The 24,272-nt window shown below is 68.2% G+C and carries 18 protein-coding genes and 1 CRISPR repeat array; of the genes, 11 read left to right on the top strand and 7 right to left on the bottom strand.

Annotation, left to right across the window (positions count from 1 at the left end):
• Positions 1-18: 18 nt before the first annotated feature.
• From casB to ACFQ11_RS06980, 4 genes are all read right to left on the bottom strand, one after another.
• Positions 19-615: a type I-E CRISPR-associated protein Cse2/CasB gene (gene casB / locus ACFQ11_RS06995; protein ID WP_378297065.1), complete on the bottom strand. Its 597-nt coding sequence runs from the start codon at positions 613-615 to the stop codon at positions 19-21.
• A gap of 43 nt (positions 616-658) precedes the next feature.
• Positions 659-2,269, bottom strand: a complete 1,611-nt coding sequence (casA, locus tag ACFQ11_RS06990) for a type I-E CRISPR-associated protein Cse1/CasA (protein WP_378297064.1) — start codon at positions 2,267-2,269, stop codon at positions 659-661.
• 224 nt (positions 2,270-2,493) lie between these two features.
• Positions 2,494-5,394, bottom strand: a complete 2,901-nt coding sequence (gene cas3 / locus ACFQ11_RS06985; protein WP_378297063.1) for a CRISPR-associated helicase Cas3' — start codon at positions 5,392-5,394, stop codon at positions 2,494-2,496.
• 145 nt (positions 5,395-5,539) lie between these two features.
• Positions 5,540-6,354: direct repeats of the CRISPR family, unit length 28 nt; unit sequence CTCGGCCCCGCGCACGCGGGGATGGTTC.
• A 151-nt stretch (positions 6,355-6,505) separates the two neighbouring features.
• Complete coding sequence (locus tag ACFQ11_RS06980) at positions 6,506-7,219, bottom strand: hypothetical protein (RefSeq protein WP_378297062.1); 714 nt, start codon at positions 7,217-7,219, stop codon at positions 6,506-6,508.
• Positions 7,220-7,494: 275 nt separating this feature from the next.
• Here ACFQ11_RS06980 and ACFQ11_RS06975 point away from each other — a divergent pair, with 275 nt between their 5' ends.
• Genes ACFQ11_RS06975 through ACFQ11_RS06965 form a run of 3 tightly spaced genes read left to right on the top strand, consistent with a single transcriptional unit; the run spans position 7,495 to position 11,596 of the window.
• The gene (locus ACFQ11_RS06975; RefSeq protein WP_378297060.1) at positions 7,495-8,490 is read left to right on the top strand and encodes a hypothetical protein; all 996 of its coding nucleotides are present in this window, start codon (positions 7,495-7,497) and stop codon (positions 8,488-8,490) included.
• Positions 8,491-8,507: 17 nt separating this feature from the next.
• Positions 8,508-10,301 carry a S9 family peptidase gene (locus tag ACFQ11_RS06970; protein ID WP_378297059.1) on the top strand — a complete coding sequence of 598 codons (1,794 nt, stop codon included), beginning with the start codon at positions 8,508-8,510 and terminating at the stop codon, positions 10,299-10,301.
• A 47-nt stretch (positions 10,302-10,348) separates the two neighbouring features.
• Complete coding sequence (locus tag ACFQ11_RS06965; RefSeq protein WP_378297058.1) at positions 10,349-11,596, top strand: MFS transporter; 1,248 nt, start codon at positions 10,349-10,351, stop codon at positions 11,594-11,596.
• A gap of 8 nt (positions 11,597-11,604) precedes the next feature.
• Here ACFQ11_RS06965 and ACFQ11_RS06960 read toward each other — a convergent pair whose 3' ends face one another.
• The gene (locus ACFQ11_RS06960) at positions 11,605-12,549 is read right to left on the bottom strand and encodes a DUF6924 domain-containing protein (protein WP_378297057.1); all 945 of its coding nucleotides are present in this window, start codon (positions 12,547-12,549) and stop codon (positions 11,605-11,607) included.
• Between the two features lie 321 nt (positions 12,550-12,870).
• On the opposite strand from ACFQ11_RS06960, the gene ACFQ11_RS06955 reads away from it, so the two are divergent.
• The 8 genes from ACFQ11_RS06955 to ACFQ11_RS06920 all read left to right on the top strand — a co-directional run bounded on the left by ACFQ11_RS06955 (position 12,871) and on the right by ACFQ11_RS06920 (position 20,460).
• Positions 12,871-13,446 carry a hypothetical protein gene (locus ACFQ11_RS06955; RefSeq protein WP_378297056.1) on the top strand — a complete coding sequence of 192 codons (576 nt, stop codon included), beginning with the start codon at positions 12,871-12,873 and terminating at the stop codon, positions 13,444-13,446.
• 275 nt (positions 13,447-13,721) lie between these two features.
• Positions 13,722-14,054: a hypothetical protein gene (locus ACFQ11_RS06950; protein WP_378297055.1), complete on the top strand. Its 333-nt coding sequence runs from the start codon at positions 13,722-13,724 to the stop codon at positions 14,052-14,054.
• A 15-nt stretch (positions 14,055-14,069) separates the two neighbouring features.
• Positions 14,070-15,881, top strand: coding sequence for a relaxase/mobilization nuclease domain-containing protein (locus ACFQ11_RS06945; protein ID WP_378297053.1), 1,812 nt, complete (start codon positions 14,070-14,072; stop codon positions 15,879-15,881).
• A 162-nt stretch (positions 15,882-16,043) separates the two neighbouring features.
• Positions 16,044-16,334 (top strand): hypothetical protein, encoded by a 291-nt coding sequence (locus tag ACFQ11_RS06940; protein WP_378297052.1) that lies wholly within the window; start codon positions 16,044-16,046, stop codon positions 16,332-16,334.
• Complete coding sequence (locus ACFQ11_RS06935) at positions 16,331-17,284, top strand: DUF2637 domain-containing protein (protein ID WP_378297051.1); 954 nt, start codon at positions 16,331-16,333, stop codon at positions 17,282-17,284. Before ACFQ11_RS06940 ends, ACFQ11_RS06935 begins: the two co-directional genes overlap by 4 nt.
• Positions 17,281-19,254, top strand: a complete 1,974-nt coding sequence (locus ACFQ11_RS06930) for a toprim domain-containing protein (protein WP_378297050.1) — start codon at positions 17,281-17,283, stop codon at positions 19,252-19,254. Before ACFQ11_RS06935 ends, ACFQ11_RS06930 begins: the two co-directional genes overlap by 4 nt.
• 22 nt (positions 19,255-19,276) lie before the next feature.
• A complete protein-coding gene (locus tag ACFQ11_RS06925; RefSeq protein ID WP_378297048.1) occupies positions 19,277-20,146 on the top strand; it encodes a hypothetical protein in 870 nt (289 codons plus the stop codon).
• 20 nt (positions 20,147-20,166) lie between these two features.
• Complete coding sequence (locus ACFQ11_RS06920) at positions 20,167-20,460, top strand: superinfection immunity protein (protein ID WP_378297047.1); 294 nt, start codon at positions 20,167-20,169, stop codon at positions 20,458-20,460.
• Between the two features lie 597 nt (positions 20,461-21,057).
• Here the strand turns inward: ACFQ11_RS06920 and ACFQ11_RS06915 are convergent.
• Both ACFQ11_RS06915 and fxlM read right to left on the bottom strand, forming a co-directional pair.
• Complete coding sequence (locus tag ACFQ11_RS06915; protein WP_378297046.1) at positions 21,058-22,188, bottom strand: hypothetical protein; 1,131 nt, start codon at positions 22,186-22,188, stop codon at positions 21,058-21,060.
• 2 nt (positions 22,189-22,190) lie between these two features.
• A complete protein-coding gene (fxlM, locus tag ACFQ11_RS06910; protein ID WP_378297044.1) occupies positions 22,191-24,254 on the bottom strand; it encodes a methyltransferase, FxLD system in 2,064 nt (687 codons plus the stop codon).
• Between the last annotated feature and the right edge of the window lie 18 nt (positions 24,255-24,272).

Below are 24,272 nucleotides of genomic sequence, written 5' to 3'. Positions count from 1 at the left end.
TGGCGCGGCATCTGCGGGTCAGGAGGCGGGCGCTTCGGGGGTGTCGGTGTCCTGCTGCGCCCAGACCTGGTACTCCACCGCCCAGCGGCGGCGGGCCCTGCGGCGGCCGTCCTCGTAGTGCCAGTCGTGGATCAGCTGCATGAGCCCGTCGTAGTCGAGGGGCTGGTCGATGACGCGGAGCTGGTCGATCAGGCCGCGCAGCCGCATCAGCAGCGGTGCGGGACCCGTGGTCGTGGCGGCCGCGTTGACGCGCGCGTCCACGGCCTGCGCGCTGAAGCGGCTGCTTGCACGCAAGAGGTACAGCGCCTTGCCCAGCGGCACTTTCGGGTGGTGCATCGATTTCTTCTTGGACTGCTGGTGCAGCCCGTAGAGGGCGAGGGCGGCATGCTCGGCCTGCTGCTCGTTGGACACCTCGCCGGCCTGTGCCAGCCGGTCATCGATGGGGCAGGTGTAGAACCGCCACATGCGCGGCACGTCCCCCGCCGGACGTCCCAGCCCGGCGCGCAACGCGGCCAGGTCTTCTCCCGGTGGTGCTCCCAGCGGACGGCCCGTTCTCGGGTCGTGGGTGAGCCAGGTGCCGTTGGTGTCGACACGGTGCCAATAGCGCTGCGTCATGGATGCCTCGCGGAGGAGTGAGGGTGTGCGGTCGGCGCCGGCTCTAGACGGCGCGGGGAAGGACGCGATTGAGGCGTCCGTAGAAGTCGTTCACGGCGACGCCCAGCGGCAGGCCCGGCACCGTGGTCCCGTCGGGCTTGCGGCTCTCACGGCCGGAGAAGACGCTCTCGGGGACCGTCGAGTGCACCGAGTCGGCGACCTGCAGCGTCAGGCGGCGGGCGGTCGCCTCCCAGGCTTGGACGCCACGCTCGACGGTGTCGTCGTCGGCGACGTTCTGCAGTCCGTGCAGTAGGCGGCGGACGACCGGGTCCAGCAGGTGCAGCAGCCGCTCGCCCGGGCGTTGCCCCTTGTCCCAGGGAATGGGGTCGAGCCCTGCGGCACGGCGAAGGTCCGCCGACAGGTAGTTCACGGCTTGGGCCAGTTGTTCCGCCTGCTCGACAGCGTCCAGCACGGCTATGTGGACGTCGCTGCCGGGCTGGAGCGCGGCGATCGGCAGCGGAGTCAGATCGTGCAGGACGTCCTCCACGATCGCGGACTGGTTCCCGTAGACCATGCCGAACGTCTCCACGCGCAGCGGATAGTGCGCGTCGATCAGCTCCTCGTCCTGCAAGCCGCGGATCTGGTCGAGAAGCTCACTCGTCTGGAAGGAGGCGGTCTCCTCGGACTCGGCCGCCAGCAGGGCGTTCATGCCGCGCCAGATCTGCTTGCCGGGCGTGTGCCGGAGCGGACGCAGTGGGGCGGACGTCTTGGCCTTCTTCGACGTCCGCTCGGCTCTCCAGGCGGTGTGCGGTTCCCAATCCGGGGGCGCGGAGAGCCGATCGCCGGCGGCGACGAGGACGCGGGTGACCCGGATCCCGTCGTCGGTTTCCTCGGGCACGAGCCGGATGCGGCGGGACTGCCAGGTCCACAGGTCCAGCAGGCCTCGTGCCGTCCGGCTCTCCCACTCGGGTCCGATGGATCGGGTCCACTGTGGTGCACCGAGCCGTTCCTGCACGCCGATGGGAACGTTCAGCAGGAGCGTCTCGTAGAGCGTCCGGCCGATTGGCATCACCACACCGAGTTGCCCCAAGGGCCCGGTGGGGTTGCCGGTCGTCTTGCCCGACTTGGCCTGCGGGTCCCCGACGACGCCGGTCTTGATGGCCGCGGTGTCCCAACACTGGGCGTGCAACAGCCACAGCGCCGCCTTCGCGGGCGACAATGCGGGAGGGTCACCCTCGGTCCGCGCGGAGAACAGCGGGACGTTGTTGCCGGTCGCCTCCACCGCGACCAGCAGACCCGACCCTTTCGTCTCGTCCTTGGCCGTACGCAGCCCGGCGACCTGCGCGAAGGGCGTCTCGGGGTGGAACAGGTCGAACCGCTCCCGGTGCTGTTGCAGGTAGTCCTCGAGCGTATCCTGCTCGGCGGCGGTGAAGCCGCCTTGGACCAACCGCCGCGCCCACGTCCGCCGGTCGTCCGGCGATCCGAGCGCGTCCATGACGATGGGGAGAAGCACTTGCCGGAACAGCGCCGGTAGTTGCGTGGGGAGATCAACGACGATCTCGGTGATCTCCCCTGCGCGACGCAGCAAGCCCAGTACACCGAACTCCTCGGTGGTCTGTGCATCCCCGACGCGCGCAGGGAGCCACGGCGCGTCGACCAGGCCGAATCCCGGCATCATCCACCTCACAAACGATCACGTGTAGGTGAGATGACGATATGGGGACTTGAGGAGCCATGCCGGTCATATGGCAAGGTTGGCCGGACGCGGCCTTCCGGTGGACAAGGCCGCGGGTCGCGGCCCCGGTCGAGCCGGGGATGGCTCCCGATCTCGTGTGAGCTGGTAGTTGGCCCCGCGGCACGCGGGGGCGGGCGGGGCGGCCTGGGCCGCCCCGCCCGCTTTCACCGCGTTCTTTCCTCCGTCAAGCCGAGAAGCCGGTCGTATCGAACCTCGTGGTCACCGATCCGGCCTTTCCCGGAGGCGTCCAGGGGCAGAGCCCGGCTGTAACGCAGCCATGGGTCCTCCCGCCATCCGTCGAGCGGACCGAGCTCGCGCTCAGCGTCCTCGGTGAGCTTCGCCGGCAGGCGCACGGTCCCGCCCAGGACGTCGTCCAAACGATCACGAGATGCTTCGCCGTGCACACCCAACGATTTGCCCGACAGCGTGCGGAATCCTCGGTCGTCCTGACGCACCAAAACGACCTCGACGCTCCGGTCGCCGTCGCGCACCATGGCGCGGTGCTGCTCGTCGGGCAAGACGTCCTTCGAGCCTCCGCGGTGCAGCCCTTCCAATGTTTGGCGTCCGTGCTCCCCTGCCCGTGTGAGCAGGAAGGGCTCGGCGCTCTCCGCACGCGTGCGCTGACGGTCGGCCCATTCGGTGTAAGCGTCCCGTTCTGCCTGCTCCCATGCCGCGGGCACGACAGAGCGGTCGGGGGCGTATACCTCGGACACCAGTTGCGGCACCTGTCCGGGAATCGACCAGCGGTCCCCCGCAGCGGCACAAACCTGGGCGGCGGTTCGCAGCAGCAGGTAGCGGCCGTAGATTCCCTCGGCCGCCTTCACGAAGCGCGGAGGTCTGCCGTCCTGAGGGGCGAACCCGGTAACGATCACACGTGGGTCGCTGACCCGGTCGGGTCGCCGCACGCCGGCGTGCCGGTGCGCACGGCCGATCCGCTGCAGCAGCAAGTCCATTGGGGCCAGATCGGTGACCAGGAGGTCCGCGTCCACATCGAACGACTGCTCAGCGATCTGCGTCGCCACCAGGACCATGCGAGGTGGACGAGGAGAGCCGCCCGGCTTCGGAGCACCAAGCAACTCCAGGCACTCCTCGGTCCGGTCGGCGCGGTCGGCCGCACAGAGGCGCCCATGCAGCAAGCGGACCTCATCACCGAACTCCTCGCGCAGCGCTTCGAACGTCTGCTGAGCCCTCAGGACCGTGTTTCGAATGACCAGTGCACACCCGCCGTCGGCAAGGCGCTCCCGAAGCAGAGCTGCCACCTGCTCACCTGATGCACGCCCATCAGGTTCCTTCGCCGCGTCATCGAACGGCTCGGGAAGGATCTCAACCGCTACTTGCAAATCGTCTCGCCAAGACCGGCTCGCCTTCACGACGTGGCCCACCTCCGAGCCAAAACGCCACACGGCCGTCACACTCGGATAACCACTGGGCTCCGGCACCGCCGAGACCTCCGACGCCACGGCATCGGCGGATCGGGCGCCGGCCAGGTATGCGGCCATCAGCTCGCGACGCTGCGCAGGAGGCAACGTCGCCGACAAGAGCACCACCGGAACGCCGGCCTGGCCCAGCCACCGCAGCCCCTCTGCCAGGAACTGCGACATGTAGACGTCTGCGGCGTGCACCTCGTCGAGCACGACGACCTTGCCGGCCAAACCGGCCATTCGCAGCATGACGTGCTTGGTCCGAGTCGCGGCGAAAAGCAACTGGTCGATCGTCCCCACGACGAACGGGCTCAACAGCCCTCGTTTGGCCCCCATGAACCACTCCGCGGGAGCCAGTCGTTCTGGAACGACGTCCGCCGACGCCTGGGCGGAAACGCCGTAGGGGTCATCGAGACCGAACTCGTCTTCGTCCACGCTGGTGAATCGGTCGTCCGGCGCGGCATCCTCGGTGAGCAGGTCCCTCCACTGCCTGTTGAACATCCGCTTGCCGTGCAGAAGCGCGACCTGCGACGCCAAGTCCGGTGCGATGCCTTCCAACCATGAACGGACATTGCTGAACATCGGGTCGCAGGTCGCCTGCGTGGGCATTCCGACGAACACGCCGTCCATCCCCCACCGGGCAGCGAGCACCTCCGCGACCACCAACGCGGCTTTGGTCTTCCCCTCCCCCATGGGAGCCTCGACCACGACCAAGCCAGGCGCGCCCATCTGGCGCGCGACGTCCGCCAGCATCGTCTGCGACGGCCGAGGATCGTTCCGGAATCGGGCTTGGAATGTGTTCTGACCTGGCGCAACAAGTTCGCCCCAGCCACCCCGCAGCCCCAGCCGTTTCCAGGCCGCCTCTGCCCGTTCACGGGCACCATGCATGCTGACCTCGGCCAGCGAGTCGACGCCTCGAAAGTGTTCTTGGTCGCTGGCGATCCAGTCGGCCATCACAACGAAACCGCTGAGCTGCAACTGCACCGCACGATTCGGGGTGTTGTTCGGCTCTACGCCTGCAACGTCGTCAAACCCCAGCGCTGTTGTGAAAGCGTTCAGCAGCTCCCACCGAGCTTGCTTCCACTCGCGGCCCTTGCCCTGGAGTCGTCCTCCGGCTCGGCGAGGTTCCGCTGCCCCACCGAGCGTGGGAAACAATCCATGATGGCCGGCGATCAAAGGCCAAACCCAGTCGATGCTGGCCTCCGACCACCCCACCTCCGACAGACATCCGCGGATGAGGCACCCGCCCGCCCGATCATGCCTCCAGCGATGCAGCCGGACAACGCGCTGATCCCAGACCAGACCGGCTCGACGAACACGCGCAGCACCAGCCTCATCCAAATGCTGGAACGCAGGAGTCGCCTTGCCGAAGTCATGGACTCCGCACAGCCATGCGAAGAACCGGCGCCCCCTCCCAGGGCCCGCAATGTCGTTGAGCGTCTGACGTAGCGACGGCGCCAGGTAGTGATCCCACACGAGTTCGGCGACCGCCGCGGTGTCGAGCAAATGCTGCAACAACAGGTTGGCGCGCCCCCCTGCCTTGCCTGCACTCTTGCCCCAGAGCGCACCCAACGGCGGCAGAGCGACGGAGTGTGTGGTGAGGCTCGAAGACTGGCCGCCTTGTTCGTGCTCCGTACGCGTCACAGCTGGCAAAGTATCCAGCCCCACTGACAAACTGACGCTGTGACTCCTCAGCTCAACCAGCCCAAGATCACAGAGAGGGGCGAGTTGCGCGATGCAACTAAATGAGAAGTACCCCTCCCGCTGTTAACGCCCCAGGTCACGAAGCCTCGGCCCCGCGCACGCGGGGATGGTTCGCCGCGCGCGCGTTGGTGGCGGCCGCCGCCGACCTCGGCCCCGCGCACGCGGGGATGGTTCACCATAAAAGCCCGGGGCCAGAGGCTCCGGGCTCTCGGCCCCGCGCACGCGGGGATGGTTCCCGGCCGCAGGTTGGATCGGATGATCAGGTAGCCTCGGCCCCGCGCACGCGGGGATGGTTCCTTGCGGTCGGAGGTGTCGCAGGGCACCATCTCCTCGGCCCCGCGCACGCGGGGATGGTTCGGCCCTGAAGAAGATCGCCAAGGACAAGCCGTACTCGGCCCCGCGCACGCGGGGATGGTTCGCCACCCGCGGACCGGCGAAGCGCTCCAAGATCCTCGGCCCCGCGCACGCGGGGATGGTTCCCGCGGATCACCGCTGGCGATCCCATCGACCTACTCGGCCCCGCGCACGCGGGGATGGTTCTCGGCTCGATCTCCTGCGCGAGCGTCACGCCGTCTCGGCCCCGCGCACGCGGGGATGGTTCCTGGGCCGGTTCGAGTGCGCGATGGAGGAGTACCTCGGCCCCGCGCACGCGGGGATGGTTCTGCGAGGTTCTTGTGCCCCTCGACGCGGTACTCCTCGGCCCCGCGCACGCGGGGATGGTTCCTCCGCGTACCAGTCGTCGTACCGGCCGAGCGCCTCGGCCCCGCGCACGCGGGGATGGTTCCGCAGATCGGCATCTGCTGCGACAACTGCGGACCCCGCTCACGCGGGGATGGTTCGGCGCTGTCCATGGGACCAACCTCACCCTGACTCTCGGCCCCGCGCATGCGGGGATCAGTAGAACCCGCCGTTCCCGCCAGGGGGCGTTCTGTCCGCCCCTGGCACGCACATGAGAGAAATCCGCCAGTGTCCGCGCGTCGACCTCGATCCACACCAGTGACCAAACAGCGCTGTGAGCCCAGAATGCTCCAGGCTCACAGCGTCCATAGGCTCAGGCCGCCGAGGCGGCATGGAGTTCGGCCGTCGCCTGCTGAGCGGTGAGCAGGTCGATCGAACGGCGCGGAAGTGGTCGGGGGCCGTCGGCGTCGATGAGGTAGGTCGGACCGTAGGGCCAGGGGCCGGCGATGAGCGGGATGAGGCCGGTGCCGGGCCAGCTCTGGAGGGTGTCGTGGACGACGTCGGCGTCCGGGCCCGGGGCCGCGAACCACAGCACCGTGGAGACGGTGAAGGACAAACGGTCGTTGACGTCGAGGGCGCGGATGACGTCGGCCTCGAACTCCAGGCGTTCGGTGGCCTCTTCGAGGGTCTCGGCCACGTGCAGGCGCGGGGCGAGGCTCTCGGCGAGGGTGTCATCGAAGGCGTCCCCGAACAGGCACCGCAGGTCGTGGCCGGTGGCGATGACCCACGAGACACCGACCTTGCAGGTGAGCACTTCCGTCAGGGCGGCGCGCAGGAAGCCGTCGGCGCCGTCGCCGATGAAGCCGGCCCCGCGGGGCCGCCCGAAGGCCAGGGCCAGCGGTTCGACGGCCTCGCCGCTGGGCGGGGAAGACGTCCGGAGGCGACCGGTGATGCGCTGTCGAAGCGCCGTGCCGATGCGTTCCCGCGTGTGCGGGCGCGCCGGGGTCGTGTCGGAGGACGCGCACGGCTGCGGACGGTTGTTCGCCGCCGCGTGCTTGCACGGGCAGGTACGGGTGAGGACGTTCATGTTGTGACCTCCCGGGTCGGGTTGGGCTTTCCGGAGCACGATGGAACCGGAAGTCCGCAGGTCAAACCCCTGATCGAAACTCGCCATGGTGAGAAGTGATCAACTTCGACAGCGCGCTCCGGGCGTCCATGTCCGCGGGATCGGCGATGGGGGCGGGGGTACCGCCGTCGGCCGCGAGGTTGACCACTTCTACTCATTGAGCAGAAACGGTCACTGACGGTTCTTGTAACACGCCGGTTCGATATAGCTACTCTCTGTACCCAAGGAGGTGGCGCGTGCACATAGAAGCCGAGCAGACGGCGAAGCGGCTCCTGAAGGACATCGTTCCCGACGAGTTGCTGGACCTCTACATGCGGCTGCTGCGAATAGATGGGTGTGAACGGGACGAGGCAGCCGATCTGCTTGATGGTCCGGAGCAGGTGGAAGCCCTTATCAGGGAAGGGATGGCGCTCGTGCGGTCCTCGGGCCCGGGGCTGCCGCGGCGGCTGGTGCCGGTTCCTCCCGACCTGGCACTGCAGAGCACGCTCGCCGAACTGTCGCGCCGGATGGTGGCCGAGCAGGAACGGCTGCTGACCGGCCATCGCCGCATGGCGGAGACGCACCCGTTGCCGGCCTCCATGGACGGCTCGACCGAGCGGCTGGTGCAGATCATCGTCGACCGCGAACAGATCGGACGGGTCGCGCGCGGCCTGATCAGCTCGGCCAGGCACGAGTGGATGACGCTGGACAACCAGTCGGTGGAACGCCCGATGGACGAACTGACGGCCGTCCCGCCCCCGCCGTCGTTCGAGGGCCATGTCAGGTGCCGGGCCATTTACGAATCCGCGTGTGCGGAGCACCCGGTCGGGCTCAAGACCATCGAGGTCGCGGTCGAGGCCGGAGAGGAGGCTCGGTTGCTGCCTCGGATCGGCATGAAGATGAAGCTGGCCGACGATGCGATCGCGCTGCTCCCGCTGACCCCGACCGGCATGACGGGCGCCTTGCTGATCCGCTCGTCCGTCATCATCGGCGCACTTCGCGAGTACTTCGAGTTTCTGTGGGAGCGGGCCACACCGTTCGGGGCCGCCAGCCCGGACAGCCCGCTCTCTGACATCCAGAAAAAGATTCTGAACATGCTCGTGGAGGGGTTGACGGACGCGCAGATGGCCACGCGCGCGGGTGTGAGCATCTCGACGATTCGGCGGCACTCGACGGCCCTTCGCAACATGCTCGGCGCCGACCACCACTTCGCCGCCGGCGCCGCCGCGGTCCGGCGCGGCTGGATCAAATGAACGCGGAAAGGCGTGCCATGTCCTCCTACAGCGACTTCGTCCCCCGACACAGCTTCCAAGCGACCCTTGCCCTTTCCCCGGACGCCACGTGGATCGCCTACTCGGGGAACGCGAGCGGCCAGTACGACCTATGGATCGTTCCCGCGGTCGGGGGCGAGCCGCGGCGCCTGACGCACCTCGCCGGGCAGGCGGTGCGCAACATCGCCTGGGCGCCGGACGGCAAGAACCTGGTGTTCACGGCCGATCGCGAAGGCGACGAGCAGTACCGCCTGTACCGCATCGGATTGGACGACGAGGAACCGACCGACATCAGCGCGGGCCCGCGTTGCCAGCGCATCCTCGCGTCCTCCCCCTTCGACACCAGCGGCCGCTACCTGACCTACGCCGCCAACGACCGGGACCCGACCGTCCAGGACATCCTGGTCCGCGACCTGGACGACGGCAGCGAGCGACGCTTCGTCCCGCCGCCGGGAGTGGTGTTCGAACCGGCGGAACTGTCCCCGGACGGGCGATGGCTGCTCACCGCGGGCTTCCGCAGCAACAGCGACATCGCCCTGTACCTCATCGACCTGCAGGGCGACGCAGAGCCGTTCTGCATCACCGGCGAGCACGGCGAGGGGCTGTACGAACCCGGTCCCTGGATGGCCGACTCCTCCGGTTTCCACCTGATCACCGACCGGTGGGGCGAGTTCAAGGCTGCCGCGCGCTACCTCATCGACGAGGCCGTCATGGAACCGGTCGTCCAGCACGACTGGGATGTCGAGCACATCGATGTCGCCGGTGACACCCTCCTGTGGTCGGTCAACCAGGACGGACGATCCATCCTGCACGCCCGCCACTGCGGCGAGCCGCTGCCCCTGCCGGACATCCCCACCGGCGTCGTCGTCACCATGGCGCTCGGCCCCGAAGCCTCTCCCGTCGCCCTGCTCCTCGACACCCCGGCACGCCCGACGGAGGTCGCCGTCCTGGCCCCCGACACCGGGTTCCGCTACCTCACCGACACCCGCCCTCCCGCTGTCCAGGCGGTCCGCCCCGTGGAACCCGAGCCGGTGACCTACCCGGCGTCCGGAGGCCGGCGCGTCCACGCACTCCTCTACCGCCCCGGCAAGCCCGGGCCGCACCCCGTCCTGCTCTTCGTCCACGGTGGTCCCGAGGCGCAGGAACGCCCCCGCTACTCGCGCACCGGCCTGTTCCAGTACCTGCTCGACAAGGGCATCGCCGTCTTCGCCCCCAACATCGCCGGCTCCACCGGCTACGGACGCTCCCACCAACGCCTCATCTACCGCGACTGGGGCGGCATCGACCTGGACGACCTCGACCACGCCACCCGCTACCTGCAGGCGGCTCCCGACCTGGACACCGACCGCGTCGCCGTCATGGGCGGCTCCTACGGAGGATTCGCAGCCCTCTCGTGCCTGGCTCGCCTTCCCTTCCCATGGGCGGCCGGGGTGTCCTTGTGCGGCCCCACGAACCTGGTCACCCTCGCCCAGGCATCCCCGCCCACCTGGAAACACTTCGTCGAAGCCATGCTCGGCGACCCCGTCACCGATGCCGACCGCCTCACCAGCCGCTCACCCGTGACCTACGCCGACAACATCACGGCCCCGCTCCTCATCCTGCAGGGAGCACGGGACCCCCGCGTCCCCCAAGCAGAGTCCGACCAGCTCGTCACCCGGCTCCGTTCCAGGGGCGTCGACGTCCTCTACGAGGTCTTCGCCGATGAAGGCCACGGATTCACCAACCGCGCGAACGAGCTCCGGGCCTACGAGCAGGTCGCGGACTTCCTGCTCCAGCACCTCCTGACGCAGTAACGACCGCGGTCTTTCCCGACGAGGCAACACGTGTGAGGCAGTAACCCGTGCTCAAGGTCCTTTCGCCCCTGGCTCTGTTCACCGAGCCTTCCGTCGCGCCGCTCTTCTTCGCGCGCCTGCTGTCCAGCATCGGTGTGGGGTTCGGGCAGCTCGCCCTCGCCTGGGGCGTCATGGACCTCGGATACGGGCCGGGCGGCCTGTCGATCGTCCTCGCCTGCAACTCGGCCCCGGCACTGCTCGTCCTCTTCGGCGGCCTGGCCGGGGACCGCTTCCGCCGCCACCACGTCCTGATGACGGCCGAGGTCATCACGTGCGTCGCATGGCTCGGCCTGGGTACGTGCTTCCTCGTAGGGGAAGCGCCGCTGCTCCTGCTCTGCGGACTCGCCCTCTCGTCCGGCGTGGCCACCGCAATGTTCCTGCCGACCATCCGCGGCATCATCGCCGACCTGCTCTCACGAACCGGACGCTCAGCGGGCAACGCCCTGATCAGCCAGACCAAGTCCGTCGGGCTGCTGACCGGACTCGCGGCGTCCGGTTTCGTGGTCTCCATGCTCGGCCCAGGCTGGGCCGCCTCCACCCGAGGCGCCCTGTGCGCGGTCAGCGCGGTCCTCCTGAGCCGCCTCAACACCACGCGCTGGCACAACGATCGAACGCGCGTCCTGCGCGACCTGCGCACCGGCTGGCGAGAGTTCACCGCCCACCGCTGGGTGTGGATCCTGACCGTCCAGAACACCGCCGTCATCATCGCGACGGTCTGCTACGTCGACATCGCCGGACCGGTCTACATGGACGACGGCAACGGCGGAGCACGCGCGTGGGGCATCATCACGGCCACCGAGGCCGTCGGCGCGCTCATCGGCGCCTTCATCGGCGCGAGATGGAAGCCGGCCCGTCTCGTGCTCGTAGCCGCCGCCCTTCCGGCCGCCGGAGCCATCCCGATGGCCCTGCTTGCCTCCGGAACCCCTTGGCCCCTGATCGCCGCGTTGGGCCTCATCCCGGGAGCCTGCCAAGCGGTGTTCTACGTCCTGTGGACAACCGCGCTCCAGAACACCTTCGCTCCCGAGGTGCTCGCCCGCGTGAACAGCTGGAACATCATCGCCGGGTACGCGCTCATGCCCGTCACCCTCCTGGTCGCCGGACCATTGGTGAAGAGCATCGGCCCGCAGAGTGCCGCCCTCGGTGCCGGACTCCTCACCCTCGCCGCCACCGCAGGCACGATCGTGGCACTCCGTGCAAACTTCGGCAGGCCGGCCACCGCCAAGCAGGCACCGGAACAGGCTCCGGTTCCGTCCTGACGTGAAGCTCAGGAGTTCTCCCACCACGGCCGCGTGCCCTCGCGGGCGACGTAGTCGCGGAAGTCCATGTTGGCGATCTGTAGGTTGCACGCCATCGACCCGACTTTGCGGCAAGGCAGCACGGCGGGCTGCCCTGGGGTTTCGTACAGGTCGACGACAGTCAGCGGCCAACCGGGTTCGATGAAGGTCCTGGTGTCGGCGAGCGCGACCAGCGTGGTGTGTTTCTCGGGCGGGACCAGTGCCGGAACCTGGCCCGAGTGGAGGTCTTCGAAGGTCTGGTCGTCGACGACCAAGGCAGTCAGCGGGTAGTTCTCTACGTCGATCTCTTCCGGGTCCAGATCCGCGCCGACCCAACCGTCCTCATCGACCCCGCCCAGTTCTGCGAGCAAAGCCTGCCACCCGTCCTCGTCATCGAAGGAGGTGCGGACGAGAAGAGCTTCGGTCGTAGCGGGCAGTGCCGGGAAGCTCCGGTGCGGCGTCCACACCGGAGCGGGGAAAGCCGGGCGGCCGTCATCGCCCTGGTAAACGCCGCTCGTGTCCATGTCACGCACTAGATGGTCGAACGTGAGCGTGCCTGCAAGCATCGCGGTCAGGATCTCGCCCAGCCGACCCGATCGGACGCGCACACCACGGCCGGGTATCGATGCCACGTCCACGAGCAATGGGCCGCCGCCACCGTAGACCACGAGGCTGTCCGCCAATACGACGACCGCCTGCGCCGAACCACTGGCCGGGACGAGTGCCGGCAGGTTTCCGCCGTGCAGGCGGGCCCATCCCGTGCTCTCGAGCAACCTGAGCCGCACCTCACCGCCTTCCAGGACGAGCACATCGCCTTCGCGGCGGCCCCCGATCTCCTCTAGCAGGCTGCCCCACCGTGCCTTGCCGCCCTCGTAGCAGTTGGAAACCAGCAAGACCTGGTCATCCGCAGGGGCGGGAAGCTCCGGAAACGGCATGGCTCTCCTTGAAAGTCCGCAACGGCCGCTAATGACGGTCTCGGGCCATGGTGACCACCCGGTAGGACAATCTCGGTTCTGGAGGCGGCGGCTCTCGGGGTTGGTTCCTGCTCCAGACCCGCGGCATTCAGGGTCTGTCCAAGGCCCATCCACTCAGCAACTTAAAGCAATATGGCGACACGCTGACGCTTATCGTAGCCACGGGAGGGTGTGTGGGGCAGGCTCGAGTCAGGTGGCGGGCAGGTCCGCCGTAGCGCTTTCGAGCTTGAGAGAGGAGTCCCTGGATGGTCCGACTCACGTTGATGCCGGAGGGCACCTCGCATGGACGAACACGACACCCGCACCGACGAGGACACCGAGCGGCTCGCTGGCGAGCTGTATAACCATGTCCGCGAACTCAACCGCCGCACCCAGGATGGGCCGGGCCTGACGCAGCCGACGACGGCATACACGGTCCTGGGGAATCTGGCACAGGCCTCCTTCGGGCTGGCGCAGACGGCCGAGCAGCTCGACCTGTTCCTCGACCGGGAGCTTTCGGCCGGACGGCTCGGGCATGATCACGGCGAGCTCGTCGTCGCCGCCGTTCGGGCGCATGATGCGCTCGGGCGAGCGCACGAGTACGCGACCGAGCTCGGCGAGGCCTTCCGCCGTGCGCAGGGCGCACTGACATCCGTCCACAGCGCTGTGGAGGACGAAGCTCAGTCCCTAGATAAGGCAGAGGAGACCCACGCGACGGTGGCGGACCAGCCCGCTTCCGCTGAGTCTGGTGTCGAGCCGGCGATGAGGGACTTCCCGACACCGATCGGCGAAGTGCTTTCCGGAGAGGGGAAGGCGGACGCCAGTCCAGGGCAGCGTTTCTCGACACCGCATCCAGCGCGACCACGCCGTGAGCTGTGAGGCGCCGATAGTCGCCATGCCTTAGCCCTCGCCGCGTTCGGCGGGCGCCCGGCGGAGCTTTGGCGTTGCTCGCCGGGCTCCGCCGCCGCAGGGCAAGAAATGGAAATCGTGCACATATGGCGTCCGGACCAAGCGCGGCCCGGACGGCGGACGGGATCGAGCGCGATCCCAGAGGGGTGTGGCCGGTGGTCGGCGAGGACGGACGGACCCCGGCGGCGGCGCGGACGGTGCGGCGAAATCGGCGAACGCACCGGACGCCACGTCGCGACCGGTCGGTGAGGTTCTCGCTGTCGGAGGAAGAACACGCGATCGTCGCGGCGACTGCGGAGACCGAAAGGCTCGCCATCGGCGCGTTCGCGGCACAGGCGACGCTGGCGGCGGCCCGCGGCAGTGCGCGTCCCGAGTACATCGCGCTACGTGAGGCGCTGGCGACGGTGATGCATGCGGCGGGCCAGGCCCAGCGCATCGGAGTGAACCTCAACCAGGCGGTCGCGGCCATGCACTCCGGCGAGCCACCGCCGCAGTTGCGGTGGTACGCCGAAGCCGCTGCACGTGCAGTCCGCAAGCTGGACGAACTGGCCGAGGAGTTGCGGCTACGGCTGCCCTGATCGAACGGGCGGAACGTGATCGGGAAGGTGCTCCGCGGCAAGCGAGTACAAGGGCTCATCCGCTACCTGTACGGCCCCGGACGCAACGGAGAGCACCACGACCCTCATATCGTGGCAGGTTTCCGAGACCCCGCCGTGCTGGAACCTGCGGCGAACGCGGCAGGCGTCCGGGACTTTCGGAAGCTCGATGGTCTGCTCTCCCAGCCCATGGCCCTCCTGGGAGACCGGAACTACCGGAAACCGGTGTGGCACCTATCGCTGCGAGCCGCGCCGGAGGACCCCGTCCTGACGGACGAGCAGTGGGCCGAGGCCGCGCGCGAGGTGATGGCTCGCACCGGTCTGGCACCGGGCGGCGGTACCGCGGGCGTCCGATGGATCGCCGTGCGCCATGCCAACGACCATGTGCACATCGTCGCCACGCTGGCACGAGAGGACGGCGACCGTCCAGAAGTCTGGAACGACGGCTACCGGGTCCGAGACGCCTGCCAGGCGATCGAGGAACGCTACGGTCTGCGGCGGACGGCTCCGGCGGACCGGACGGCGGCGCGGCGGCCCAAGCGCGCCGAGACCGAGAAGGCGGCCCGGAACGGAAGACCGGAGCCGGCGCGCAGCATCCTACGGCGGCACGTCCTCACCATCGCGGCCGCAGCGCGGACGGAGAACGAGTTCTTCGCCGGCTTGCAGACCGATGGTGTGGTTGTTCGGAAGCGGTACAGCACGCGCCCAGCCGGAGAGGTGACCGGGTACGCGGTCGCGCTCGCCGACGATCTCGCCGCCTCCGGACGGCCCGTCTGGTACGGCGGCGGGAAACTGGCGAGCGACCTCACGCTGCCCAAACTGCGTCACCGTTGGACTCCGGAACGGCGGCCCTCGCCTGGGCATGGTCCGCTGTCCGGACGGAACGTGTCGGCGCGGACGGCGCGCGCCGTACTGCGGACGACCGTCCGCCGGGCGGCGGACGAAGCGCGGACCGTCGACGCGTTCCTTCGCCGACTCGAGCAAGACGGATTGCTGGTCAAGCGACGATTCAGCCAGTCCGAACCGGACGAGATCACCGGCTATACCGTCGCATTGCCGATTCGTTCCGACGGCGAGGAACCGTTGTGGCTCTCCGGCGGTCGGCTCGCGGCCGATCTGTCCCTTCCTCGCCTGCAACGGCGCTGGAGGGCTTCGCTGCCTGTCCCACGGGACCGCGTGCCCGGCAACGATCTCTCCCCCGAGGAACGGCAGTCGTTCTACGAGGACGCGGCCCGTGCGGCGGCCTATGCGACAGCGCAGCTCCGCAGGCACATGGTCACGAACCCGTACGCCGCTCAAGACGCCTGCTGGGCGGCCTCCGACACCTTGCACGTTGCAGCTAAGGCCACCGGAAACCGGCATCTCCGGCGCGCTGCCGAAGCCTACGACCGTGCCGCCCGTGCACCGCACGGTCGCATCCCTAGGCCAAACTCCGCAGGAAACGCCCTGCGTACAGCGACCCGGCTGCTTGTGTTGGCGGGCTGCAAAGACCCAGGGACGATCACGGTCCTCATGCTCGTGAGCAGTTTGATCGCGCTGCTGGACACCATCGCCCACGTCCGCCGACTCCAGCGTCTGCAGGCGCAGGCCGACGCGGCTCGGAGAGCTGTCCGGCACCTCGGCCGCGTTGGAGCAACAACCGGAAGCCCCCTGGGCCGGAATGTCGTGTTCGAACACACGTTCGCGCCAGGCCGTCTTGCCGTGGCCGACTTCCCGCGCTCGTGGGCACCCTCGCGTGGGGCGGTTCCACGAGGATCGATGGGCGGTGCGCCGCCCCCTGCGCCCCGAAACCGAAGTCGAGGCCGGTGAGTTGTTGCCTTACCTCGGCGGGCGCAGTCCTCTGATCAAAGTTGCCTGACACGCCAGGTGATCCATGTTGGTTGACCATCTCGGATCGCTGATGCATCGTCACATCAACGACTTTAGTTAACGAGCGCTGAGTTCATCAGCCGACGTCACGGGGGATCGCTGATGAGGCAGAGAGTCAACGGGCAGGTGGAGCTCAAGAGACGGCGTGCTCGTCTGCTCCGCCTCCACTACGAGCTCAAGTGCAACGGTGCGAAGGTGAGGGTCCGTAAGCCGCGAAACGGGCGCTGGCAGTTGAGGGTCCGGAGCGGCGGATGGTCGGAGACCGTCCTGTGCGCGGGCGCCGAAGACACCTACGTCTACGTGACCGCCCACGGTCGGCTGCTCGGCACGACCGACGAGGTGCGGCACGTCGCTCGCCTGCTGGCCTGGATGGGCGAGAGGCGTCAGCGTTGACCTCGAAGCATGGAGGGGATGCGCCGCCTCCCGGGCCGCAGGCCGCGGTTACCGACGACAAGCTCACGAAGGTGATGTCGCCGGACGGCATGCGAGCCACGGTCGTCAAGGTTGTGGTCATCGTCGTCGCTCCCCTGACTCTCGCTCTCGCGGTACTCGGCGGCGTCGGGTCATTCGCGACGGTTCGGGAGATGGCCGAGCCGCACTTCGGCGAGCTGGCCTGGATCGTCCCTGTCGGCATGGACGTCGGGATCCTGATCCTGCTGGCGTGGGACCTGCTGATGGAGTACCTCGATCTGCCATGGCCGGTGTTGCGCTGGGTGGCCTGGGCCTACATCGCCGGAACGGTCCTCGTGAACATCGCGGCGGCGGGCGGAGATCTGGCCGGAAGCGTGATGAACGCCGCGATGCCGATGCTCTTCATCACCGTGGTCGAGGGAGTGCGGCACCTGATCCGGCGCTGGGTCGGCCTGTCGTCCGGCACGCGCGTGGAGCGGGTTCCGGCAGCGCGCTGGATGCTCGCGCCGATGTCCAGCCTGCTGCTGTGGCGCCGCATGGTGCTGTGGCACATCACCGGATATAGGGAGGGCCTAGAACTGGAGTACCGCCACCTCCTGGCGGTCTCGGAGCTCAAGCAGGAGTACGGCCGATGGGCGTGGCGATGGCAGGCGCCGCTGACCGAGCGGTTGTCACTGCGAAGGTTGCCCGACGAGTTGACGGACGGTCTCGCCAGCGGGGAACAGGCAGTCGAGGAGGAGACGCCTGAAGGGGACGACCTGATGGCTATCGCTCGCGAGCTCTATCAGGAGGTCGAGAAGGCGGGCCTCCGCTTCACCCGAGACCGCCTCGGGCATCACCTGCGGGAACGCGGCCACACGATCGCTAACGATCGGCTCGTCGAGATGATCGCCGCTGTTCGTGCCGAGGCGGCCAAGCGAGGCTCGGCATGACGGCCCCTGATCCGGAGGAGCAGCAGCGACGACTGGACGTTCTTGAAGGCATCGCCGCCCACGCGGTGGTCCGCCTCGTCAGCGGGGAGCTGCCGTGGAACGTCTGGCTGGAGAACGCGAGCCGGCATGGGCGGTACGGGTTCACCAACACGTTGCTGATCCCGGCGCAGAGGCGAACCGCCACCGACGTCCGCTCGTATGAAGGATGGCGGAAGGTGGGGCGGCAGGTCCGCAGGGGAGAGACCGGGATCCGCATCCTCTCGACGCGAGGCAAGGTTCGCTCGGTTTTCGATATCGAGCAGACAGACGGCAACCCCTTGGACCTACCGGCAGAGAGGCTCCCCGAGGGGTTGGAGCGGCTGCTGCAGATCGCCGCAGACCTCGACCTCTACGTGGACCGCGGGCGAGGCTGGACGTATCTCGGACATCCAGGTCGGCGGCTCGTTCTCCCTCCAGAGTTGGACGACGTATCCGCCGCGTCCTTGCTCGCCCACCAGCTCGCACACGTCCTCCAGCCCAAGGGGCAGTTGGATGGGGCCCACGGTCAGCCGGCGGGATGCCATGGCGTCCGCCGCGTCATCGCCGACTCGGTCGCTTACATGCTGCTCGCCGAGATGGGGCTGCCCGTCGACCACCTGCGTTTCGCGCCCGCGGAGTCGTGGGCGGGAACGGACGCGCGAGCAACTCCTGCCGCTGCCGTCCGAGCGGTCGGGGAAAGCATCGTCCGTACGGCCACGAGACTCCGGCGTCGGCTGGAAGATGGTTCACCGAAGCCAGCCGTAGCTCCGGCGACCATATCCGTTGGTGGAGCGAGCGAGGCGCCGCGGAAGACGTCCATGCCGGAGCCCGGCGAGCAGGCAAGGCCGGAGCGAGAAGAGCTGCTGGCCGCGCTGGCTGACGCCCACCGCTTCTACCGGCGGAACCTGTTCGGTAGTTGGGGCACTGGTTACCTATCCCGCCGTGGCTTCAGCGCGAAGGTCCAGGAACGTTGGGAGATCGGGCAAGCGCCAAGGGCACATAGAGCGCTTGTCCGGCACCTGCGCGAGCTGGGTCATGACGACCGCACGCTCGTCGAAGCCGGTCTCGCGCGGCAGACGGACGACGCGGAGCCCTTCGACGTGCTGCGGGACCGCGTGCTGTTCCCGCTCCGTGACCGTGAAGGCGCGGTCGTCGGGTTCATCGGTCGCCGACGGGACGAAGGCAAGGGGCCCAAGTACCTCAACACGCCGGTGACGGCCCTGTTCAAGAAGCGCGAGCTCCTCTTCGGCTTGCATGAGGTGCGTGGACAACTCGCGGGTCCCGCGCGCCCGCTCCTCGTCGAGGGACCGCTCGATGCGATCGCGGTCAACACCGTCAAGCCGCAGACCTACGCGGCGGTCGCACCATGTGGAACGGCGATCAGCCCAGCTCACCTTGGCTCCCTCGCGGCCATCGCGGACCTCGACGCCCAGGGACTCGTCATCGCACTCGACGGCGACCCGGCCGGACGAGCCGGAGCCGTGCGCGCATGGCGAACCTTCCAAGACGTCACCTGGCCGGTCGATGCGGCCGTGCTTCCGCACGGCCTAGACCCCGCCGACCTCCTTTCCCACGATTCACGCCATTCCGTAACTGAGGCACTACAATCAGCAGTACCTCTGGTCGACCTGGTAGTCGATGAGACGATCGAGCGGTTCGGGGGGACGCTCGAGTTCATCGAGAGCCGGCTGACCGCGGCACGGGCCGCCGCTCGGCTCATCGCTGATCTGCCGCCCGCCCAGATCAGCCGGCAGGTCGTCCGCGTCTCCGTTCGTACCCAGGTGGAAGTCACCGAGGTCACCGCCGCCGTTGCTGCAGCCATCAGTCCGGAGCCGGGCGTCGCGCCGGCCGCGGATGACTTCCCTTTACCGCCGCTAGCAGACAGCGGCCCAGCGCCGCGCGCCACTTCGGGACGCGCACCGAAACCGTCCCGGCGATCCCATTCCAGATGACGCACGAACAGTGGAGAACGACATGACCCAGCAGCACCCCGATCCCATCAACGAGGGGCTCACCCACAGCGGCCAGCGGATCGTCCAGATCGTCACCCTGGCCGTCGGCGCCAAAGAAGCATGGGACCGGCGCCGCAGCCGTTTAAGGCTCGCGGAGCAATCCGCCGAGGCACATGCGCGGAGGACGGCTCTGACCGAAGCCCAATCCCGATGGTCGCCGGCGCACGATCGCAGGTGGCTCCGCCAGGCGAGCCTGCTCGAGGTGGCCGAGGTCTGGGGCGCGGCCGTCCCGTACGCACCGGAGAACGCGTCGGCCGCTTCAGCCGTCGGCAAGTGCGAGGCACGGCTCCGTGAACTGCATCCGCATGCGATGAGCCACTACGACCGCATCCGGAACGAGAACAAGGACCCGCTCACTGCGATGCGTGAGGCTGCGCCCTTCTTCAGCCGGGATCCGAACATTCACACAGGCGAACCGGCTGCGCCGCGCCAGGCACTCCACGAAGGCATGGGAGACAACTGGGCGGCCACCATGCACGGCCCCGACCGCACGGAGTGGGATGAGGCCCGCCAGGAGCAGCGTGGGCGCCAGATAGCGGACAACCTCAAGGCTCGGCTGCAGGCCGAGGGCCGGGAGCCCGAACCAGAGGAGTTGCGGACGGTCCTGGAGGTCACCACCAACCTGCCGGAGCACATCATCGCCAGGGCCGTCCCGGTACCCACGGAATCCGCTCGGCAACGTGGCGCCTTCGGCTCCGGGCCCGCCGCCGAGGACTTCCCGTTCCCCATTGACGAGGCGCTGGCGATGACCGCGAAGCAGCCCGTCCAGACGTCACCAGCGCGGCGTCCCGATGCCCTCACACCGGACCGAAACCGGCGACGGAACCTCTGAGCATCGATTGGAGAGCAAGAATGATCTCGCAGATTCCGTCGGACTGGATCTTCGGGCTGGGACTCATCACGGTCCTGGTGGTGCTCGCCGTCCTGCCGACGTTCATCGCACTCGCGCGAGGCGCGGACGACCTGGCGTATATCGTCCTGCTCAATGTCCTGTTCTGCGCGACCGTCATCGGGTGGCCCATCGCCCTCTACTTCGCGATCCGATGGCCGCGCCGCTCCCCCCAGCCAAGCCGGAGGTCGACCGGCGAGCTGCCCTCACCAGCGGTCGCCGCAGGACGACGACTCCGTCCCTTCAAGAGGCCCTAGTGCGTGATCTCTCAACCGCTGACAACGGCTCCGCACGGGCACGGCCTGTGGTTTCGCAACTCAAGGCTCCAAGATCGTCGACTAAGGTCGCCAGCATGGGTTGCGTGACGCAACTAAATGAAAGAACGTCTCCCCTCTGTTAAAGTCCCAGCTCAGAAAGCCTCGGCCCCGCGCACGCGGGGATGGTTCCGCCGCCTGCTGCTCCGTGGTCAGCGCGGCCGCCTCGGCCCCGCGCACGCGGGGATGGTTCCACCATGACCCGCATCCGGGCCGGGCTCGCCGCCTCGGCCCCGCGCACGCGGGGATGGTTCGTTCATCGGTCTGGTGGAGACGAAGAAGCGACGCTCGGCCCCGCGCACGCGGGGATGGTTCGGAGTCCTGCCAGGACTACAAGGACCCCCGTTTCTCGGCCCCGCGCACGCGGGATGGTCCGGTGTAGAGGCGGTTCTCGGCGCCGTAGATCTGCTCGGCCCCGCGCACGCGGGGATGGTTCCGTCCCCGAGTACCTGCACCTGTTCCCGGGCCGCTCGGCCCGCACACGCGGGGATGGTCTACGAGAACGCCCTGGACGTCCACAAAGGGAATCTCGGTCATTGGTCATCCAAAGCCGTCACTAAAGTCGAGATCAGTCTCAATGACGACCGATTTCCCATGTGCCAGAATTACAGATCTGCTGATGGCGAGCGCCTTCGAAAGTGCCACGCGGAAGACACGAGGGGCGTCGCAACCTTTTAGACCACAGTCTTCGATGATTCTGCTTAGATCGTTTACCTGACGGCTTGCAATCGAAGCCACACAAGTATCGTTTGCCAGGACCTCGCGAGCCGCGTATCCGTCGCGCGCGTCGATGGCTCGCTGGACCGTGTTGTCGACGAGAACCCCGATTGGATGTTCGGTGTTGCGGAGGAGGCCGAGGGCGAACAGGCACAGGCGAGTGTTGAAGACCACCAAGTCCGATGGACAGTCCAGGGCTTGACAGTGCTGTAGCAATGCGCTGCTATCCTGGGCCACCCTTGAGCTGCCAAGGACAGCAAGGCAGGCCGTCACTGCATTTTCCCATGGCATACCCGGGGCCGTCTGAGCAAGCAGTTGCTGAGCCATGGCCCGGTCATTGGAGAGAATCCGAGCGATGACGGCGACCTGTCGGCCATCCAGCATTCGTTGTCCAATGCCGTTGTGTTTATGCAGGTGGTCGAGGGCGACGTTCCAGCGGCCCGCGGTGGTGAGGGCGCGGGTTCCGTCGGCGAGGTTCACCGTCCAGAGCCACTGGCGTAGTTGAGCGTGGTCGCGCGGCGAAGAGGTTAGGGACGAGCCGGGCAGCGGCTGGCCGTCGATGATTGTGTCTGTGCGAGACGTGACCGCCTTGGTGAGGTCGTTTAGAAGTTGGAGTGCCGCGTCACCATTGCCGGCTCTGATGTGCAGGCGGGCGATGTTGACGAAAGGTTCGAGCGCACGGCGTGCCGACGCGGCGTCCAAGGGGACGGCGCGCAGGTAGGCGGCGGCGTGCTGGTGGCACCAGTCTCGGGCCAGGTCGTGCAAACCGACATCGGAGGCCAGCAGGGCGGCCTGATTGAAGACGGTGGACGCCGCCGCCGGGTCTTGGTCCCGGGCGGCGGCATCTGCCTGGGCGCATAGCCCACTGATCCGGACGTCGAGTGGCAAGCAGCGTGGTCGCGAGCGTGCGACGAGCGGAAACCAGCGCAGCGCTGCCGTGGCCGGATCGAGCATCGTCACTCCCAGATGACGGTGATGGGGTGGTGGGGACGCTCCAGGACGAACCGGCCTCTGGCCTGGTCGGTGTTCGTCGGAGTGTCGGGGATCTCGAACCGGACGCTGCGGTCGCGGTACAGCTCGTCCCAGGTGCGGATCTCCGCGTTCACGCGGTCCACCAAGTGGCCGGCGGACGGGCCGTGGCCGATGGCGCCGACTTCGTAAAGCTTGCCGCCGTCCTGGCCGGGAGCAGCGGGGCGAATGGTGAGGTAGGCGAGGTCGCGGTCGTGGACGGTGGCCATCGATCCCCAGCCGAACATGGGAGTGACCTGGCCGCGCTCTTTGGCCGCGGGCTGGACGTTCATCCTCATCAGAGGGTTGTCGAGGCGCAGGCACAGCCAGAGGTCGAGCCATTCGAACGAGACGTCCGGTGGGAACATCACTCCGGACCAGCTCTCGTGGCGGTCGGTGTCCAGGACGCCGGCGAGAGCGCGGTCGTCCACTGTCTGGTCCTTGTGGACCTGAAGCGTCACGTCTCCTTCCGGCGTCAGGGAGACGTAGCGGCGGGCGTCGTCGCCGATGCCTCGCAGCGGCATGAAGACGGCGAGCTGGCTGTCGACGCTGCGCCAGCCATCGCCATGGCGCTCGAAGACGACGCTGCGGGAGTTGGTGCCGCGGAGGCGCAGTGGCACGACGAGGCGTCCGTCCGGCGCGAGCTGCTCCAGCCATGCCGTCGGGACCTCGTACGCGCCGACGGTCGCGATGATGCGGTCGAACGGCGCACCTTGCGCGTGGCCGAGGGCGCCGTCGCCGAGGACGACGTCGACGTTCTCGGCGCCCGCAGCGGCAATGTGCTTGCGGGCTCCGGTGACGAGGTCTTCGTCCACGTCGATGGTCGTCACGTGGCCGGTCGGGCCGACGATCGCGGCCATGAGCGCCGCGTTGTACCCGGTACCCGCGCCGGCCTCCAGGATGCGGTCGCCGGGCTGAGCGTCGAGCTGTTCGAGCATCGTGGCGACCATCCAGGGCTGGGATGCCGCGCTGATGCTCTCTCCGGTTCCGTCCGTCTTCGTGTAGACGGGGGTGTCGGCGTACGCCTGGTCGAGCGAGACTCCGGGGAGGAAGAGGTGCCTGGGTGTCCGTCGGAAAGCCTCCTCGATCGCCGGGGACTTCAGGACGTTCTGGTCGCGGAGCCGGTCGGCCAGTGCGGCGCGGAGTCCATCGGCGGACGCGGCAGCTTGATCGTTACTGAGAGTAGTCATCGGTTGGACCTTAATCGTCGTGGTGGATGCGGTCGGCGTGTTCGGGACGGAGTGGAAGACGGCGTTCGACAGCAGCGCCGCCAAGGCGGCTTGGTCCGCCGCCGGCAGCGAGGCACGGTTGGCGTGGAAGACGACGTGGTGGGCGAGGACGGCGCGGAGCCCTCGCGTCAGCAAGCCCCTCCGAGCGAGAGCCGCCAGGTCGCGCCCGGCTCGTTCGAAGGCGGCGATCCAGCCTTCGTGGCCGCAGAGTGGGCCGTCGCCGTACAGATCGTGGGCATCGGCGGTCATCAGCCGATGTGCTGCCTGGACCAGCTCGGGACGGTGCGTCGTCGGCGCTGCGGGGCGGAGTGCGGCGACCTTCGACCAGACGTCACCCTGCTCGTACCAGTCCAAGCCTGCGGCGCGGAACATCGCGCTGCACAGCAGCGCCGTCGTCTCCCGTTGGCCCAGTTCCGGGACGGCGGGCTGCGCGGCGCGAGTGAGTACGTGAAGGCTGTCGTTGTGAAAGAGCATGTGGGCGACGTCCATGGCGGCCTCGCCACCGAATGCCGCGGTCTCGGGCTCGTAGATGCCGTGAGTCCATGCGTTGATTCGACCGGCGCCGACCAGGTCGTCCAGTAGTTCGGCGATGGTGGCGGGCGCGTCGCAGGTCGGGATGTAGCGGAGCCGCCATGGGCGTTTGCGCATGAACCACCAGCCGTTCAGGAGCCCCGCCTCCTGTGCCGCGACCAGTGCGGGACGAAGCCGGTGCGCTGCGACCTCGGTAGCCGTCTGGTGGTCTGGGAACTCGATGTTGTACTGCTGCCAGTCGGCGGTAGACATCGGGCGGTTCGTCCTCAT

This window comes from Actinomadura sediminis (assembly GCF_042675525.1).
Taxonomy (GTDB): Bacteria; Actinomycetota; Actinomycetes; order Streptosporangiales; family Streptosporangiaceae; genus Spirillospora; species Spirillospora sediminis.
This window is presented reverse-complemented; position numbering and strand designations above follow the sequence as displayed.

Excerpts from the sequence above, each read along its gene's own strand:
- casB (WP_378297065.1), bottom strand. The coding sequence starts at position 615 with ATGACGCAGCGCTATTGGCACCGTGTCGACACCAACGGCACCTGGCTC.
- casA (WP_378297064.1), bottom strand. The coding sequence starts at position 2,269 with ATGCCGGGATTCGGCCTGGTCGACGCGCCGTGGCTCCCTGCGCGCGTC.
- ACFQ11_RS06980 (WP_378297062.1), bottom strand. The coding sequence starts at position 7,219 with ATGAACGTCCTCACCCGTACCTGCCCGTGCAAGCACGCGGCGGCGAAC.
- ACFQ11_RS06970 (WP_378297059.1), top strand. The coding sequence starts at position 8,508 with ATGTCCTCCTACAGCGACTTCGTCCCCCGACACAGCTTCCAAGCGACC.
- ACFQ11_RS06960 (WP_378297057.1), bottom strand. The coding sequence starts at position 12,549 with ATGCCGTTTCCGGAGCTTCCCGCCCCTGCGGATGACCAGGTCTTGCTG.
- ACFQ11_RS06955 (WP_378297056.1), top strand. The coding sequence starts at position 12,871 with ATGGACGAACACGACACCCGCACCGACGAGGACACCGAGCGGCTCGCT.
- ACFQ11_RS06940 (WP_378297052.1), top strand. The coding sequence starts at position 16,044 with ATGAGGCAGAGAGTCAACGGGCAGGTGGAGCTCAAGAGACGGCGTGCT.
- ACFQ11_RS06930 (WP_378297050.1), top strand. The coding sequence starts at position 17,281 with ATGACGGCCCCTGATCCGGAGGAGCAGCAGCGACGACTGGACGTTCTT.
- ACFQ11_RS06925 (WP_378297048.1), top strand. The coding sequence starts at position 19,277 with ATGACCCAGCAGCACCCCGATCCCATCAACGAGGGGCTCACCCACAGC.
- ACFQ11_RS06920 (WP_378297047.1), top strand. The coding sequence starts at position 20,167 with ATGATCTCGCAGATTCCGTCGGACTGGATCTTCGGGCTGGGACTCATC.
- ACFQ11_RS06915 (WP_378297046.1), bottom strand. The coding sequence starts at position 22,188 with ATGCTCGATCCGGCCACGGCAGCGCTGCGCTGGTTTCCGCTCGTCGCA.
- fxlM (WP_378297044.1), bottom strand. The coding sequence starts at position 24,254 with ATGTCTACCGCCGACTGGCAGCAGTACAACATCGAGTTCCCAGACCAC.